17 protein-coding genes are annotated in these 15730 nt (G+C 58.4%); 13 read left to right on the top strand and 4 right to left on the bottom strand.

Going from position 1 to position 15730, the window contains the following annotated elements; all coding sequences use genetic code 11:
- Window positions 1–1239: M12 family metallo-peptidase (locus tag QRN33_RS03620; protein WP_285407112.1), on the bottom strand; the 1239-nt coding region annotated here is incomplete at its 3' end.
- Between the two features lie 205 nt (window positions 1240–1444).
- Here QRN33_RS03620 and QRN33_RS03615 point away from each other — a divergent pair.
- Both QRN33_RS03615 and QRN33_RS03610 read left to right on the top strand, forming a co-directional pair.
- Complete coding sequence (locus QRN33_RS03615) at window positions 1445–2089, top strand: MBL fold metallo-hydrolase (RefSeq protein WP_285407109.1); 645 nt, start codon at window positions 1445–1447, stop codon at window positions 2087–2089.
- Window positions 2090–2211: 122 nt separating this feature from the next.
- Window positions 2212–2952: a YiaD family glycine zipper/OmpA-like lipoprotein gene (locus tag QRN33_RS03610; RefSeq protein ID WP_227973049.1), complete on the top strand. Its 741-nt coding sequence runs from the start codon at window positions 2212–2214 to the stop codon at window positions 2950–2952.
- 229 nt (window positions 2953–3181) lie between these two features.
- Here QRN33_RS03610 and QRN33_RS03605 read toward each other — a convergent pair whose 3' ends face one another.
- On the bottom strand, window positions 3182–3616 hold the full coding sequence (locus QRN33_RS03605) for a Z-ring associated ZapG family protein (protein ID WP_042609742.1): 435 nt from the start codon (window positions 3614–3616) through the stop codon (window positions 3182–3184).
- Between the two features lie 144 nt (window positions 3617–3760).
- On the opposite strand from QRN33_RS03605, the gene QRN33_RS03600 reads away from it, so the two are divergent.
- From QRN33_RS03600 to zapE, 3 genes are all read left to right on the top strand, one after another.
- Window positions 3761–4390, top strand: coding sequence for an alpha/beta hydrolase (locus QRN33_RS03600; RefSeq protein WP_285407118.1), 630 nt, complete (start codon window positions 3761–3763; stop codon window positions 4388–4390).
- A gap of 24 nt (window positions 4391–4414) precedes the next feature.
- The gene (locus QRN33_RS03595; protein ID WP_285407102.1) at window positions 4415–5770 is read left to right on the top strand and encodes a tryptophan--tRNA ligase; all 1356 of its coding nucleotides are present in this window, start codon (window positions 4415–4417) and stop codon (window positions 5768–5770) included.
- Between the two features lie 90 nt (window positions 5771–5860).
- On the top strand, window positions 5861–6955 hold the full coding sequence (gene zapE / locus QRN33_RS03590; protein ID WP_039761353.1) for a cell division protein ZapE: 1095 nt from the start codon (window positions 5861–5863) through the stop codon (window positions 6953–6955).
- A 188-nt stretch (window positions 6956–7143) separates the two neighbouring features.
- On the opposite strand, the gene QRN33_RS03585 is transcribed toward zapE, so the two are convergent.
- Complete coding sequence (locus QRN33_RS03585) at window positions 7144–8040, bottom strand: GlxA family transcriptional regulator (RefSeq protein ID WP_165839204.1); 897 nt, start codon at window positions 8038–8040, stop codon at window positions 7144–7146.
- A 249-nt stretch (window positions 8041–8289) separates the two neighbouring features.
- On the opposite strand from QRN33_RS03585, the gene QRN33_RS03580 reads away from it, so the two are divergent.
- Window positions 8290–9426: an acyl-CoA dehydrogenase family protein gene (locus QRN33_RS03580; RefSeq protein WP_064364294.1), complete on the top strand. Its 1137-nt coding sequence runs from the start codon at window positions 8290–8292 to the stop codon at window positions 9424–9426.
- 101 nt (window positions 9427–9527) lie between these two features.
- Here the strand turns inward: QRN33_RS03580 and QRN33_RS03575 are convergent, their stop codons facing one another.
- Complete coding sequence (locus QRN33_RS03575) at window positions 9528–10568, bottom strand: NADP(H)-dependent aldo-keto reductase (RefSeq protein ID WP_253495796.1); 1041 nt, start codon at window positions 10566–10568, stop codon at window positions 9528–9530.
- A 244-nt stretch (window positions 10569–10812) separates the two neighbouring features.
- Here QRN33_RS03575 and rplM point away from each other — a divergent pair, with 244 nt between their 5' ends.
- The 7 genes from rplM (at window position 10813) to QRN33_RS03540 (ending at window position 15702) form a co-directional block, all read left to right on the top strand.
- Window positions 10813–11241 (top strand): 50S ribosomal protein L13, encoded by a 429-nt coding sequence (rplM, locus tag QRN33_RS03570; RefSeq protein ID WP_003228062.1) that lies wholly within the window; start codon window positions 10813–10815, stop codon window positions 11239–11241.
- Between the two features lie 14 nt (window positions 11242–11255).
- Window positions 11256–11648 carry a 30S ribosomal protein S9 gene (gene rpsI / locus QRN33_RS03565; protein WP_003228056.1) on the top strand — a complete coding sequence of 131 codons (393 nt, stop codon included), beginning with the start codon at window positions 11256–11258 and terminating at the stop codon, window positions 11646–11648.
- 273 nt (window positions 11649–11921) lie between these two features.
- A complete protein-coding gene (gene petA, locus QRN33_RS03560; protein WP_007917031.1) occupies window positions 11922–12515 on the top strand; it encodes a ubiquinol-cytochrome c reductase iron-sulfur subunit in 594 nt (197 codons plus the stop codon).
- Window positions 12515–13726 carry a cytochrome b gene (locus QRN33_RS03555; RefSeq protein WP_042608381.1) on the top strand — a complete coding sequence of 404 codons (1212 nt, stop codon included), beginning with the start codon at window positions 12515–12517 and terminating at the stop codon, window positions 13724–13726. Before petA ends, QRN33_RS03555 begins: the two co-directional genes overlap by 1 nt.
- Entirely contained in the window at window positions 13726–14508 is a 783-nt protein-coding gene (locus QRN33_RS03550; protein ID WP_065616613.1) for a cytochrome c1, read from the top strand. The genes QRN33_RS03555 and QRN33_RS03550 overlap by 1 nt, the downstream gene beginning before the upstream one ends.
- 146 nt (window positions 14509–14654) lie before the next feature.
- Entirely contained in the window at window positions 14655–15272 is a 618-nt protein-coding gene (locus QRN33_RS03545; RefSeq protein WP_007961620.1) for a glutathione S-transferase N-terminal domain-containing protein, read from the top strand.
- A 16-nt stretch (window positions 15273–15288) separates the two neighbouring features.
- Window positions 15289–15702, top strand: coding sequence for a ClpXP protease specificity-enhancing factor (locus QRN33_RS03540; protein WP_016773263.1), 414 nt, complete (start codon window positions 15289–15291; stop codon window positions 15700–15702).
- The last annotated feature ends 28 nt before the right edge of the window (window positions 15703–15730 follow it).

Here is a 15730-nt window from a genome sequence, read left to right as displayed (position 1 = left end):
AGTGCCGCCGACCATCAGGTCCGCGCCTGCGCCGCCGTCCAGCACGTTGTTGCCGGCGCTGCCGTACAGCGAATTGTTCAACGCGTTGCCGGTGCCGTTTACGGCATTGCCGACCAGGTTGAGCACCTCGACGTTAGCCCCCAGGGTGTAGTCGACATAGGAGTAGACCGTGTCGATTTCCGCGAGCGAGGTGCCGGTTTCGGTAACGATATCGCCGATATTGTCGACGATGTAGATGTCGTTGCCAGCGCCACCGTTCATGGTGTCGGCGCCATTCATGCCGTTGATGAAATTGTCGAGCGCGTTGCCCGTGAGGATGTCATCGAAATTCGAGCCAGTGGCGTTTTCGATTTTGGCGCCATATGCAATCGCCAGCCCCTGGTTGAAATCGTTGCCACCCTGATCGGTGAATATCTTGCCGATTTTGCTGTATTGACCTTCATTGAGGTCGATCGACACAGCCGCCAACTGGTTGCTTGCGTCGATCGTATCGATGCCGCCAGCGTCCCAGATCGTCTCGAAAATGGATTGGTTGGGGGCCCACGAGTAATTGTTGTCGCCGGTCATCCAGTATTTGTTGATGCCATACAAACTCTGGATCGCCAGAATGTCGAGCACCATGGGTGTGGTCGGCAGATAGGAATAATTGTTGTTGTAGCTCATGACGCTGAATGCGACATCGTCAAGCGATGGATCGATGGTGAGACTATTGTTGGCTGACGGTGCGAATGTATGTTTCAAGCCAATCGCGTGTCCGATTTCATGAACAAACGTCATGAAGTCATAAGTGCCTTTGACGGGCGCAGGATTATTGGTGTTCGGGCCGAGCCAGACATCACCGGCGTTGGGAGTTTCGGCGGGCGTGTAGGCCCATGCCGCGGCATCGGCATCCATGAGCTGGTAGCCGCCGAATCGCATGTCACCTACGCTGGAGGACGTCTCAGGGGCCAGCTGGAAGGTGATGTTGGCCACGGCTGACCACGTGTCGAGTGCGGTCATGATGCCCAGTTGCTGCGCACCAGTCAGCGCATACGCCGCTTTGTACTCGTTATCGGCGCTGTAGTTGGGCGCAAAGACAGAAACGCCAGGCGTAATGAAGCTGTAAGTCAGACTGGTTACAGCGTCTGGCGAGTACCACTTGGTACTTTCCCATTTATAGCCGGATATCAGGCTGTCGACTGGGTTGACGCCGGTGGAGTAGGCGCGCGTAGCGTAGGTGTAACCAGTTGGGCGTGGCATGCAGAGTTCCTGATAAATTCTGCGGCCTGTCCTGGAATGTGGCCGCTACAAGGGATCGATTTTGCACGAAAAACGGGTGCGCTGGCATCATTGTGCCATTACTTTCTGATCAATGGCGCCAATTTCCCGTCCTGGTAATCTATATCGACGTGTACGGTACAATCCTGAACCGGATTTTTTCCCTGCCTGCTTCAGGATTCTTGTCATGTCTGTCCCAAGCCCGTCGCTGATCCGCGAAACCTTCCCCGTCGGCCCTTTGCAGTGCAACTGCACGATCATCGGCGACCCGATCAGCAAGAAAGCCATCGTCGTCGACCCGGGCGGCAACCCTGACCTGATCATGGCCCGCCTCGACGTCCATGGCTTGAAGGTCGTCAGCATCATCCACACCCACGCGCATCTCGATCACTTCCTGGCTTCCGGGCAGATGAAAGAGAAAACCGGTGCGACCCTGCATTTGCACAAGGAGGATCAATTCCTCTGGGACAACCTCGAAATGCAATGCCAGATGTTCGGCGTGCCTTACACCCCCGTACCCTCGCCGGATCGCTGGTTGAGCGATGACGAAGAACTGGCCTGTGGTTGCGGCGTCGCGCTGCACACGCCGGGGCATACGCCAGGTTCCATGAGCTTCTGGTTTTCCGAGGCTAAGCTGTTGATTGCCGGAGACACGCTGTTTCGTCGCGGAGTAGGGCGCACGGACTTATGGGGCGGCGATCAGGCGACCATCGTGCGTTCGATCAAGCAGCGGCTATATACGCTGGACGAGGATGCAACCGTTGTTACCGGGCACGGTCCGGACACGCGTCTGGGTGACGAGATGCGAGAGAACCCGTTTGTGCGTGCCTGAATTTTTTGTCACGGGCGGCGGGCGGAATTTTTAGGCATTGTCATGATCCAACGCCCGCACAGGTCCATTAGTTGATCGGTGGCCGCTGCACCAAAGAATGCAAAAAAGACCAGGAGCTCTCCATGTTCACCACGCGTCGTTTGATTATTGTCGCTACTGCCGTGGCCGTGCTGTCCGGCTGCGCCTCGCCCAATCCGTATGACAATCAGGGTCAGGCCGACGGTGGCTCGCAGGGCATGAGCAAAACCGCCAAATACGGTGGCCTCGGTGCGCTGGCCGGTGCACTCGCCGGCGCTGCCATCGGCCACGACAACCGTGGCAAGGGCGCTTTGATCGGCGCCGCTGTTGTCGGTGCATCCGCTGCCGGCTACGGTTACTACGCCGACCAGCAGGAAAAGAAACTGCGCGCGAGCATGGCCAACACTGGTGTTGAGGTGCAGCGTCAGGGTGATCAGATCAAGCTGATCATGCCGGGCAATATCACCTTCGCCACCGACTCGGCGAACATCGCCCCAAGCTTCTATCAGCCGCTGAACAACCTGGCCAACTCGCTGAAAGAGTTCAACCAGAACCAGATCGAAATCGTCGGCTACACCGACAGCACCGGCAGCCGCCAGCACAACATGGACCTGTCCCAGCGTCGTGCGCAGAGCGTGGCGACCTACCTGACCTCGCAAGGCGTCAGCGGTGCCAACCTGTCGGCCCGTGGCGCCGGCCCGGATAATCCGATCGCCAGCAACGGTGACGTCAATGGCCGTGCGCAGAACCGCCGGGTTGAAGTCAACCTGAAGGCGATTCCGGGCCAGCAGTATGGTGATCAGCAACAGCAACAGCAACCTGGTACGGTTCAGCAGTACCCGTAAGCGACTGCCTGAATGAAGAAATGCCCGGTCCTGTGATCGGGCATTTTTTTTGTGTCATTGCCGCCGGCGTCATCGCGAGCAGGCTCACTCCTACAGTGGGACGCATTCCAAAATGTAGGAGTGAGCCTGCTCGCGATGGCGATAAAATGGGCACCAGAAACCTGCCAGACACAAAAAAGCCCCCGGACACATCAATGTCCGGGGGCTTTTTGTTACCCGCGAAGACTGCTTACTTCTTCAAACCATAGTGCTCATCGAGCATGCCCGGCGAGTTCGGATTCTTCGGTGCATAGTCACGCGGTGGTTCCTGATCGCGCGGTGGCGTCAGGCGTTCGCGGGGGGCCTGCGCTGCGTCGGCGTGCAGGGCAGCGATCAGGCGCTGGCGGGTCTGCTCGTCCAGGGCCAGACGGTTGGCGCCCTCGGCGAGATGATCCTGCACTTCCTGATAGCTTTGGGTCAGCTTCTTGACCAGCATCGCGGTGCTGTTGAAGTGGGTGACCACCTCGTTTTGATAACTGTCGAAACGCTCCTGGATATCATCCAGTTGACGCTGCGTGCGGCTCGGTGCGGCGTTCGGCGCAACGCGCGCGATCAGGAATCCAATGGCGACACCCACAACCAGGGCAAGAGTCGGTAACAACCAAACTAAGAGCGAGTGTTCCACGAGTCCTTCCTCTATAAACGGCTTTGCTTTACGTTAACGGCTCGAACCTGCGCTGTATACCGCGATTCACTCGCAATAGATTGGCACAGACAATTTGCTAGACGAGTCGACCCGATTCGAGGTCACGGAGTTCCTCCCTTGCTGATGCGTGAAACCCCTGTAGTGATTGACGGCCCGGTGGGTCAACTGGAATCCCTGTACCTGGATAACGAGCAGTCGCGCGGCATTGCGCTGATCTGCCATCCGAACCCGGTACAGGGCGGCACCATGCTCAACAAGGTCGTCTCGACCCTGCAGCGCACCGCGCGCGACGCAGGCCTGATCACCTTGCGTTTCAATTATCGCGGCGTCGGCGCCAGCCAGGGCACGCACGACATGGGCACCGGTGAAGTCGACGACGCCCAGGCCGCCGCCGCATGGCTGCGCGAAAAACACCCGGACTTGCCCCTGACCCTGTTCGGTTTCTCCTTCGGCGGATTTGTTGCAGCAAGTCTCGGCGGCCGTCTCGAAGCCCAAGGCGTGCAGCTTGCACACCTGTTCATGGTCGCCCCGGCGGTGATGCGCCTGGGCGAGCAGGATCAACTGCCGCAGCACGGCGCGTTGACCGTGATCCAGCCGGAAACCGACGAAGTCATCGATCCGCAACTGGTCTACGACTGGTCCGACAAACTCCAGCGCCCCCATGAGCTGCTGAAAGTGGCAGAATGCGGACACTTTTTTCACGGCAAGCTGACCGATCTCAAGGATCTGCTGCTGCCGCGTCTCTCGAATTGATTGCAGTCTGACAAGCGATTACCCATGACCAACCGTACCCGCATTCTCACCGGCATCACCACCACCGGCACGCCGCATCTGGGCAACTACGCCGGCGCCATCCGCCCGGCAATCCTCGCCAGCCGCGACAGCCAGGCCGATTCGTTCTACTTCCTCGCCGACTACCACGCCCTGATCAAATGCGATGACCCGCTGCGCATCCAGCGCTCGCGTCTGGAAATCGCTGCAACCTGGCTGGCCGGTGGCCTCGATGTCGATCGCGTGACCTTCTACCGCCAGTCCGACATCCCGGAAATCCCCGAGCTGACCTGGCTGCTGACCTGCGTCGCCGCCAAGGGCCTGCTCAATCGCGCGCACGCTTACAAGGCGTCGGTGGACAAGAATGTCGAGACCGGTGAAGACCCGGATGCCGGTATCACCATGGGCCTCTACAGCTACCCGGTACTGATGGCCGCGGACATCCTGATGTTCAACGCGCACAAGGTGCCGGTAGGTCGTGACCAGATTCAGCACGTCGAGATGGCGCGCGATATCGGCCAGCGTTTCAACCATCTGTTCGGTCAGGGCAGAGAATTCTTCACCATGCCCGAAGCGCTGATCGAAGAAAGCGTGGCGACCTTGCCGGGCCTTGACGGTCGCAAGATGTCGAAGAGCTACGACAACACCATCCCGTTGTTCTCCAGCGCCAAAGAGATGAAGGACGCGATCTCGCGGATCGTCACCGACTCCAAGGCCCCGGGCGAAGCGAAAGATCCCGACAACTCGCACTTGTTCACCCTGTTCCAGGCCTTCGCCACACCGGCGCAGGCTGACGAATTCCGCCGCGAACTGCTCGGTGGTCTGGGCTGGGGCGAGGCGAAGAATCGTCTGTTCCAGTTGCTCGACAATGAGCTGGGCGAGGCGCGCGAGAAGTATCACCAGTTGATCGAGCGTCCGGCGGACCTGGAAGACATTCTGCAGATCGGTGCGAAGAAGGCCCGCGCTGTTGCCACGCCGTTCCTCAATGAGTTGCGCGAAGCCGTTGGCCTGCGTTCTTTCGTCAATCAGGTTCAGGTCGCCGCGACCACCAAGAAGAAAGCCGCGAAGGCTGCGCGTTTCGTCAGCTTCCGCGAAGAGGATGGCAGCTTCCGTTTCCGTCTGCTGGCGGCTGATGGCGAGCAACTGCTGCTGTCGCGCAACTTCGCCGATGGCAAAACCGCTGGACAGGCGACCAAACAGTTGCAGTCCGGCGAACCGCTGGACGTACGCACTGAAGGCCTGAGCTTCAGCGTCTGGCTGGCCGGTGAGCGCGTGGGTGACAGCCCAGCCTTCGCCGATGCTGCAGCGCGAGATGCCGCCATCGAGGCGTTGCGCGTAGCGCTGACCCCAGCGCAGGACTGATCGGAGGCACGACCCGACCAAGGGCCGATTGCCATTCCCACAGGCCGTCGCTACAGTGACGGCCCGTTTTTGTTGCCTTGCTAACGAATTATGACGCCCCTAGAACGATATCAAGCTGATCTGAAACGCCCGGACTTCTTCCATGACGCCGCGCAGGAAACTGCTGTGCGTCACTTGCAGCGTCTGTACGACGACTTGATCGCCGCCGACCAGAACAAGCCGGGATTTCTCGGCAAGCTGTTTGGCAAAAAGGATCAGGCACCGGTCAAGGGCCTGTATTTCTGGGGCGGCGTCGGTCGCGGCAAGACTTACCTGGTCGACACCTTCTTCGAAGCACTGCCGTTCAAGGAAAAGACCCGCACGCACTTCCACCGCTTCATGAAGCGTGTGCACGAAGAAATGAAAACCCTCGGCGGCGAGAAGAACCCGCTGACCATCATTGCCAAGCGCTTCGCGGCCGAGTCGCGGGTGATCTGCTTCGATGAATTCTTCGTCTCCGACATCACCGACGCGATGATCCTCGGCACGCTGATGGAAGAGCTGTTCAAGAACGGCGTGACCCTGGTTGCGACCTCGAACATCGTGCCTGACGGTCTGTACAAGGACGGCCTGCAACGCGCGCGCTTCCTCCCGGCCATCGCGCTGATCAAGCAGAACACCGAGATCGTCAACGTCGACAGCGGCGTCGACTACCGTCTGCGTCACCTCGAGCAAGCCGAGCTGTTCCACTATCCGCTCGACGAAGCGGCGCACGAAAGCCTGCGCAAGAGCTTCAAGGCACTGACGCCGGAGTGCACGGCGGCGGTGGAGAACGATGTACTGATCATCGAGAACCGCGAAATCCGCGCCCTGCGTACCTGTGATGACGTGGCCTGGTTCGACTTCCGCGAACTGTGCGACGGCCCGCGCAGCCAGAACGACTACATCGAACTGGGCAAGATCTTTCACGCGGTGCTGCTCAGCGGCGTCGAGCAGATGAGCGTCACCACCGACGACATCGCCCGGCGCTTCATCAACATGGTCGACGAGTTCTACGATCGCAACGTCAAACTGATCATTTCTGCCGAAGTCGAGCTGAAGGATCTGTACACCGGCGGACGCCTGACCTTCGAGTTCCAGCGCACGCTGAGCCGCCTGCTGGAGATGCAATCCCACGAGTTTCTGTCGCGGGCGCACAAGCCTTAAGCGGAGTTTCGGCAAAGAAAAAGGGCCTGCGATTGCAGGCCCTTTTTTTATATCCAGAATTCACCGCAACACCCTGTAGGAGTGAGCCTGCTCGCGATAGCGTTGGGTCAGTAACATCAATGCTGCACGGACGGACGCAATCGCGAGCAGGCTCGCTCCCACATTGGAATTGCGCTGTTGCAGGAAAATTATGCCGCCTGCTGAAACTGCTGCCGATACTGGTTAGGCGACAGTTCTGTGTGCTGGCGGAACAGTCGCGCAAAGAAGCTCGCATCGTCGTAACCGACCTCATAACTGATGGTCTTGATGCTTTTGCGTGTGCCCGAAAGCAAGCCCTTGGCGGTCTCGATGCGCAGGCGCTGCAAGTAGTGCAGCGGCTTGTCGCCGGTGGCGGTCTGGAAGCGACGCATGAAATTGCGGATGCTCATACCGTGCTCGCGGGCGACGTCTTCGAAGCGGAACTTGTCGGCGAAATGTTCTTCGAGCCAATGCTGGATCTGCAGAATGATCACGTCCTGGTGCAGTTTCTGCCCGCCGAAACCGATGCGTCCCGGCGAATAGCTGCGCTGCACTTCGTAAAGAATGTCGCGAGCCACGGCCTGCGCCACGTTCGAGCCGCAGAAGCGTTCGATCAGGTAGATGTACAAGTCGCAGGCCGAGGTGGTGCCGCCGGCGCAGTAGAGATTGTCGGCATCGGTCAGGTGCTTGTCCTGATTCAGATAGACCTTGGGGAAGCGCTCGGCGAATGCATTGAAGAAGCGCCAGTAGGTGGTCGCTTCCTTGCCATTGAGCAGGCCGGCTTCGGCGAGCCAGAACACTCCCGTGGCTTCACCGCATAACACCGCGCCGCGCGCATGCTGTTCACGCAGCCAAGGGAGGATCTGCGGATAACGGCTGCACAGCGTGTCGAAATCGTCCCAGAACGCCGGGAGGATGATCACATCGGCGTTTTCCAGGCCGCCGTCGACCGGCATGACTACATCGCTGAAGCTTTTTACCGGTTTGCCATCAGGGCTGACCAGGCGCGTTTCGAACGCCGGCGTCAGGCCATGGCCCAGTTGTTTGCCATAACGCAGGCTGGCCACATGGAAAAAATCCTTAGCCTGCATGAGGGTGTAAGCGAAAACCCGGTCGACGGCCAGGATGCTGACGCGCCGCAAGGGCGGGGAGACGTGCTTGGACATAATTCAACTTTTGTTTTGTTTTTATAAGGGAAAGTGGTCACCAGACGGCTGGATCGTCTTATTTTTTGTCGGATGTGTCCAGTGTCGCGTAGCGGGAGTCGGGCTTAGTCTCTGAATGCCGTATCCCTCCAACAAAAACAAAGGTGCCGCATGATCCCCAGAACCCTGTTCAGCTCCGAGCACGAATTGTTCCGCGACAGCGTACGAACTTTCCTCGAAAAAGAGGCCGTGCCGTATCACGCTCAGTGGGAGAAGCAGGGGCACATCGATCGCGCACTCTGGAACAAAGCGGGGGAGGCGGGGATGCTCTGTTCGCATCTGCCAGAGGAATATGGCGGACTGGGCGCGGATTTTTTGTACAGCACCGTGGTGATTGAAGAGGTCGGTCGCCTGGGCCTGACCGGCATCGGCTTTTCCCTGCACTCGGACATCGTCGCGCCGTACATCCTGCATTACGGCAGCGAAGCACTGAAGCACAAATACCTGCCGAAGCTGGTCTCGGGCGAAATGGTCACAGCGATTGCCATGACCGAGCCTGGCGCCGGTTCCGACCTGCAAGGGGTCAAGACCACAGCGGTACTGGAAGGTGACGAATATGTGATCAACGGCTCGAAAACCTTCATCACCAATGGCTTTCTGGCTGACCTGGTGATTGTGGTGGCAAAGACCGATCCGAAGGCCGGCGCCAAGGGCACCAGCCTGTTTCTGGTGGAGGCAAATACGCCGGGCTTCGAGAAGGGCAAGCGCCTGGAGAAGGTCGGCATGAAAGCGCAGGACACTTCGGAATTGTTCTTCCAGGACGTTCGTGTGCCGAAGGAAAACCTTCTCGGGCAGGCGGGTGCCGGGTTTGCCTATCTGATGCAGGAATTACCGCAGGAGCGCCTGACCGTGGCCATCGGCGGGCTGGCCTCGGCCGAGGCAGCGCTGCAATGGACGCTGGATTACACCCGCGATCGCAAGGCGTTCGGCAAGGCGATTGCCGACTTCCAGAACACCCGCTTCAAACTGGCCGAGATGGCTACCGAGATTCAGATTGGCCGAGTCTTCGTTGACCGCTGCCTGGAACTGCACCTGCAAGGCAAACTCGATGTGCCGACGGCGGCGATGGCCAAGTATTGGGGCACCGACCTGCAGTGCAAAGTGCTCGACGAATGCGTGCAACTGCATGGTGGCTACGGCTTCATGTGGGAATACCCGGTAGCCCGGGCGTGGGCGGATGCGCGGGTGCAACGGATCTATGCCGGCACCAATGAAATCATGAAGGAGATTATTGCGCGGTCGCTCTGATCTTCGCTGTATTGGCGGGCCTGTTGGCGAGCAGGCTCGCTCCCACAGGGGATCACCGTACCTGTGAGAGCGAGCCTGCTCGCAAAGCTTCTAGCGGTCATTCAAGGTGCAGGGTTCGGATGATCCTTGTGAATCGCTTCGATCCCGGCCAACACCTCATCAGACAGTTTCAGATCAAAACTGGCAATGTTGCTGTCCAGCTGTTCCAGCGTCGTCGCGCCAATGATGTTGCTGGTCACGAACGGTTGCTGGGTCACGAACGCCAGGGCCATTTGCGCCGGATCCAGACCGTGCTCACGGGCCAGTGCCACGTAACGGCTGCACGCCGCTTCCGATTGCGGGTTGAAATAGCGGCTGAAGCGGCTGTACAGGCTCAGGCGGCCTTTCGGTGGGCGGGCGCCGCCTTCGTACTTGCCGGAGAGGAAGCCGAACGCCAGTGGCGAATAGGCGAGCAGGCCGCACTGTTCGCGGATGGCGATCTCCGCCAGGCCCACTTCGAAGCTGCGGTTGAGCAGGTTGTAGGGGTTCTGGATCGACACGGCGCGCGGCCAGCCACGGGCTTCGGCCAACGCGAGAAAACGCATGGTGCCCCATGGCGTTTCGTTGGACAGACCGATGTGGCGGATCTTGCCGGCCTTTACCTGCTCGTCGAGAGCCTCGAGGGTGTCTTCGAGCGGGGTCAGGTTGGCTTCGATCTTGTGCTTGTAGCCCAGCTGTCCGAAAAAGTTGGTGCTGCGTTCCGGCCAGTGCAGTTGGTACAGGTCGATGTAATCGGTCTGCAGGCGCTTGAGGCTGCCGTCCAGTGCTTCGGTGATGTGTTGACGGTTGTGCCGCAGGTTCTTGTCGCGGATGTAGTCGATGGTGTTGCCGGGGCCGGCGATCTTGCTGGCGAGGATCCAGTCGGCACGGTCACCGCGACGCTTGAAGTAATTGCCGATGTAGCGCTCGGTGGTGGCGTAGGTTTCGGCTTTTGGCGGCACCGGATACATTTCGGCGGTGTCGAGGAAATTGATCCCGGCTTCCTTGGCCCTTTCGATCTGGGCGAAGGCTTCAGCTTCAGTGTTTTGCTCGCCCCAGGTCATGGTGCCGAGGCAGATTGCACTCACGTTCAGGTCGGTACGGCCTAGCTGGCGATAGTCCATCGGGTGCTCCTTGGGCAAAACAATCATAAAAGCAGGTTGAAAAATTTTTCGCAATCTGCATAATTGCCGACCTCTTTCTGCAGTGGAAGTGATGCGCCGCCGCCGAAGAATCTTGCCGTTGAACGGACGCGCCGACCCGAGCCCCCGAAAGCGTCTGTATCCGGCTGCCTTTGACTTGTCAAAGTACGCACTATTCAGTAAGATCCGCCGTCTTATTTACAGGCGGCCCCTGAGGCTATAAAGAATGAAAACTTTTACTGCTAAACCGGAAACAGTAAAGCGCGACTGGTTTGTCGTCGACGCTGCTGGTCAGACCCTGGGTCGTCTGGCCACCGAAATCGCGAGCCGTCTGCGTGGCAAGCACAAGCCTGAGTACACTCCTCACGTTGACACCGGCGACTACATCGTCGTCATCAACGCCGAGCAGATCCGTGTTACCGGCGCTAAAACCACTGACAAAATGTACTACTCCCACTCCGGTTTCCCGGGCGGCATCAAGTCGATCAACTTTGAAAAGCTGATCGCCAAAGCCCCTGAGCGCGTGATCGAGACCGCGGTTAAAGGCATGCTGCCTAAAAACCCACTGGGTCGCGACATGTACCGTAAGCTGAAAGTCTATGCGGGCGCTGCACACCCTCATACTGCTCAGCAGCCCCAAGAACTGAAGATTTAACGGAATAGTTCATTATGTCGGCGACTCAAAATTACGGCACTGGCCGTCGCAAGACCGCAACCGCACGCGTTTTCCTGCGTCCGGGTACTGGTAACATCTCCATCAACAACCGTTCGTTGGATAACTTCTTCGGCCGCGAAACTGCCCGCATGGTAGTTCGTCAGCCGCTGGAGCTGACCGAGACTGTCGAGAAGTTCGACATCTACGTCACCGTGATCGGCGGTGGTGTAAGTGGTCAGGCTGGCGCAATCCGCCACGGCATCACTCGCGCTCTGATGGACTACGACGAAACCCTGCGTAGCGCTCTGCGCAAAGCTGGCTTCGTTACCCGCGACGCCCGTGAAGTTGAACGTAAGAAAGTCGGTCTGCGTAAAGCGCGTAAGCGTCCGCAGTACTCGAAGCGTTAATTCCGCTTCCACGTTCAAAAAAGAACGCCCGCCTCCTCACGGAAGCGGGCGTTTTTTTATGCCTGCGATTTATCAAAGAATTGCGTTGTGACAACTTGCCACATCCGTAGACCCCCTATACTCCAAGGCTTGAGGGGCTGAGCTCCCGGGAATTAACCTTGTCAGAATTAGGGGTTTTCATTACCATTCGGGCAAAATTTTTATAAGTAACATTTGATTTATTTAGTAGACGCCTGATTTAACAGGCCAAAAAAGCTGATGGGAGAGGACTGAATGAGCAATGACGGCGTGAATGCAGGCCGGCGTCGCTTCTTGGTGGCAGCCACATCCGTGGTGGGTGCTGCAGGAGCGGTGGGGGCTGCGGTCCCGTTCGTGGGGTCATGGTTTCCCAGTGCCAAGGCGAAAGCCGCCGGTGCACCGGTGAAAGTGAATGTCAGCAAAATCGAGCCAGGCCAGCAGATGATTGCTGAATGGCGCGGCCAGCCGGTGTTCATTGTCCGCCGTACGGAGGAAATCCTGGGGAATCTCAAAAAGATCGAGGGTCAGCTCTCCGATCCGACCTCCAAAAACTCCACGCAACCCACTTATGTCGACCCGGAAGTACGCTCGATCAAGCCGGAAATTCTGCTGCTGATCGGGATCTGTACGCACCTGGGTTGCTCACCGACCTTCCGTCCCGAAGTGGCACCTGCGGATCTGGGCAAAGACTGGGTAGGCGGCTATTTCTGCCCGTGCCACGGTTCCCATTACGATCTGGCTGGCCGCGTCTACAAGTCGCAACCTGCGCCTTTGAACCTGCCAGTTCCCCCGCATTCCTATGAGACCGATGACCTGATTGTCATTGGCGTCGATACGGAGAAAGCGTGATGAGCAAGTTCATGGATTGGGTTGATGCGCGCTTTCCAGCGACGAAAATGTGGGAAGACCATCTCAGCAAATATTACGCACCGAAAAACTTCAACTTCTTCTATTTCTTCGGCTCGCTGGCGCTGCTGGTGCTGGTCAACCAGATCGTCACCGGTGTCTGGCTGACGATGAGCTACACGCCGTCGGCAGAGGAAGCCTTTGCTTCTGTTGAATACATCATGCGCGACGTCGAGTACGGCTCGATCCTGCGTCTGCTGCACTCGACCGGCGCCTCGGCATTTTTCATCGTCGTCTATCTGCACATGTTCCGCGGCCTGCTCTACGGTTCGTACCAGAAACCGCGCGAGCTGGTCTGGGTGTTCGGCATGCTGATCTATCTGGCGCTGATGGCTGAAGCGTTCATGGGTTACCTGCTGCCGTGGGGCCAAATGTCGTACTGGGGCGCCCAGGTGATCATCTCGCTGTTCGGTGCGATTCCGCTGATCGGCGATGACCTGACCCAGTGGATTCGTGGTGACTACCTGATCTCCGGAATCACCCTGAACCGCTTCTTTGCCTTGCACGTTGTCGCATTGCCAATCGTGATTCTCGGTCTAGTGGTGCTGCACATTCTGGCGCTGCACGAAGTGGGTTCGAACAACCCTGACGGCGTCGATATCAAGAAGCACAAAGACGAAAACGGCATCCCGCTGGACGGCATTGCGTTCCACCCGTACTACACGGTGAAGGACATTGTCGGCGTCGTGGTGTTCCTGTTCATCTTCTGCTTCATTGTGTTCTTCTTCCCGGAAATGGGCGGCTACTTCCTCGAAAAACCTAACTTCGAGCCGGCCAACCCGTTCAAGACACCTGAGCATATTGCCCCGGTCTGGTACTTCACGCCGTTCTACGCAATCCTGCGTGCGGTGCCGGACAAGCTCTTGGGCGTTATCGCCATGGGTGCTGCAATTGCGGTGCTGTTCGTACTGCCGTGGCTGGATCGCAGTCCGGTGAAATCGATGCGCTACAAAGGCTGGCTGAGCAAAATCTGGCTGGTGGTGTTCTGCATTTCCTTTGTGATTCTCGGCATTCTGGGCGTTCTGGCGCCGACACCGGGGCGCACGCTGCTGTCGCAGGTCTGCACCTTCCTTTATTTCGCCTACTTCATTCTGATGCCGTTCTACACCCGGCTCGAGAAGACCAAACCGGTTCCGGAAAGGGTGACTGGCTGATGAAAAAGTTATTTCTTGCTCTGTTTTTTGCTGCGCTGCCTTCCCTGGTTTTTGCTGCCGAGGGCCATGGTCCGGAACTGGAACATGTCGATATCGACGTCTCCGACAAAGCCGCCCTGCAGGATGGTGCGCGGACTTTCGCAAACTATTGCATGGGTTGTCACAGTGCCAAGTTCCAGCGTTACGAGCGCGTTGCCGATGACCTCGGCATCCCGCACGAATTGATGCTGGAGAAGCTGGTGTTCACCGGCGCCAAGATCGGCGACCACATGAACATCGGTATGCAACCGGCCGACGCCAAAACCTGGTTCGGCGCAGCGCCGCCGGACCTGACGCTGGTGGCGCGGGTGCGCGGTACCGACTGGCTCTACGGTTACCTGAAGTCGTTCTACGAAGATCCGGCGCGTCCATGGGGCGTGAACAACAAGGTCTTCCCGAACGTCGGCATGCCTAACGTACTGGTTGGCCTGCAGGGTCGTCAGGTAGTCGGCTGCAAACAGGTGCAGATCGTCGAGGACGGCAAGAAACAATACGATCCGCTGACCGGCACGCCGCTGACCCATGAAGCGTGCGATCAACTGACCATCGTGCCGAAGTCAGGTGCTCTGAACGAAGAGCAGTTCGATGAGAAGGTCAAGAATCTGGTAACCTTCCTGGCTTACTCGGCTAACCCGGTTAAGCTGCAACATCAGCGCATCGGTACTTATGTCTTGCTGTACCTGGCGTTCTTCTTTGTGTTCGCCTACCTGCTCAAGCGTGAATACTGGAAAGACGTGCACTGATACGCTTCAAGCATTGCTGTTAATCGCGCGCGCCCAAGGGCGCCTCCGCTAAAGCAGGGTCTGCTCCGTCAGACCCTGCGGGAGGTGCCCTCTGGGCGCGCGCGTTTTTCCGGTTCCGACAAATTCAACAAGCGAGGAGGATCGCCATGGGCGTGACCAATCGGTTGGCCTGTTACTCCGACCCCGCCGACCACTATTCCCACCGAGTGCGCATCGTGCTTGCAGAGAAGGGTGTCAGCGCCGAAATCATTTACGTGGAAGCGGGCCGCCAGCCGCCTAAACTGATTGAGGTGAACCCTTACGGCAGTCTGCCGACGCTGGTCGATCGTGACCTGGCGTTGTGGGAGTCGACCGTGGTGATGGAGTATCTGGATGAGCGTTACCCGCACCCGCCGCTGATGCCGGTTTATCCGGTGGCGCGGGCCAACAGCCGTCTGCTGATTCACAGGATTCAGCGTGACTGGTGCGGGCTGGTGGATCTGATTCTGGATCCCAAGAGCAAAGAGGCCGCACGGGTCGTGGCGCGCAAGGAGCTGCGCGAAAGCCTGACCGGCGTTTCGCCGCTGTTTGCCGACAAACCGTTCTTCCTCAGTGAGGAACAAAGTCTGGTGGATTGCTGCCTATTACCCATACTCTGGCGTTTGCCGATTCTGGGTATTGAACTGCCGCGGCCGGCCAAGCCGCTGCTTGATTATATGGAGCGTCAGTTTGCGCGTGAGGCTTTCCAGGCGAGTCTGTCTGGTGTCGAACGCGATATGCGCTAAGGCTTAAGGAGCCGCTATGAACTCCAGTCGACCTTATCTGGTCCGCGCGCTCTACGAGTGGATTGTGGATAACGATTGCACCCCGCACATGCTGGTCAACTCCGAGTACCCGGCGGTGCAGGTGCCACAAGGCTTTGCCAGTGACGGCCAGATCGTCCTGAACATCTCGCCGAGTGCTGTGCGTCATCTGCACATGGACAACGACGTGGTGACGTTCGAAGGCCGCTTCGGCGGTGTTCCACACAGCCTCTATGTGCCGATCAGCGCGATTCTGGGCATCTACGCCCGGGAAAACGGCCAGGGTATGGTGTTTGACCTCGAGTTGCCGATGGACGACGAGGAAGACATCGATCCGGATGACGACTCGCCGCCACCGGGCAGCGAGCCGCCGCGCCCAAGTGGCCGGCCGAGCTTGAAGGTTGTGAAATAAAAAAAGGCGATCCGGATGGATCGCCTTT

Origin of the sequence: Pseudomonas sp. FR229a (genome assembly GCF_030209115.1) — a bacterium.
GTDB classification, from domain to species: Bacteria; Pseudomonadota; Gammaproteobacteria; order Pseudomonadales; family Pseudomonadaceae; genus Aquipseudomonas; species Aquipseudomonas moraviensis_A.
The sequence above is the reverse complement of the archived record's forward strand: the minus strand, read 5'-3'. Positions and strand labels throughout refer to the sequence as shown.

Bases quoted from the DNA above. Each gene is read 5' to 3' on its own strand.
- QRN33_RS03600 (WP_285407118.1), top strand. From the start codon at position 3,761: ATGCGTGAAACCCCTGTAGTGATTGACGGCCCGGTGGGTCAACTGGAA.
- petA (WP_007917031.1), top strand. From the start codon at position 11,922: ATGAGCAATGACGGCGTGAATGCAGGCCGGCGTCGCTTCTTGGTGGCA.
- QRN33_RS03610 (WP_227973049.1), top strand. From the start codon at position 2,212: ATGTTCACCACGCGTCGTTTGATTATTGTCGCTACTGCCGTGGCCGTG.
- QRN33_RS03595 (WP_285407102.1), top strand. From the start codon at position 4,415: ATGACCAACCGTACCCGCATTCTCACCGGCATCACCACCACCGGCACG.
- rpsI (WP_003228056.1), top strand. From the start codon at position 11,256: ATGTCGGCGACTCAAAATTACGGCACTGGCCGTCGCAAGACCGCAACC.
- QRN33_RS03575 (WP_253495796.1), bottom strand. From the start codon at position 10,568: ATGGACTATCGCCAGCTAGGCCGTACCGACCTGAACGTGAGTGCAATC.
- QRN33_RS03550 (WP_065616613.1), top strand. From the start codon at position 13,726: ATGAAAAAGTTATTTCTTGCTCTGTTTTTTGCTGCGCTGCCTTCCCTG.
- rplM (WP_003228062.1), top strand. From the start codon at position 10,813: ATGAAAACTTTTACTGCTAAACCGGAAACAGTAAAGCGCGACTGGTTT.
- QRN33_RS03545 (WP_007961620.1), top strand. From the start codon at position 14,655: ATGGGCGTGACCAATCGGTTGGCCTGTTACTCCGACCCCGCCGACCAC.
- QRN33_RS03580 (WP_064364294.1), top strand. From the start codon at position 8,290: ATGATCCCCAGAACCCTGTTCAGCTCCGAGCACGAATTGTTCCGCGAC.
- QRN33_RS03555 (WP_042608381.1), top strand. From the start codon at position 12,515: ATGAGCAAGTTCATGGATTGGGTTGATGCGCGCTTTCCAGCGACGAAA.
- QRN33_RS03615 (WP_285407109.1), top strand. From the start codon at position 1,445: ATGTCTGTCCCAAGCCCGTCGCTGATCCGCGAAACCTTCCCCGTCGGC.
- zapE (WP_039761353.1), top strand. From the start codon at position 5,861: ATGACGCCCCTAGAACGATATCAAGCTGATCTGAAACGCCCGGACTTC.
- QRN33_RS03540 (WP_016773263.1), top strand. From the start codon at position 15,289: ATGAACTCCAGTCGACCTTATCTGGTCCGCGCGCTCTACGAGTGGATT.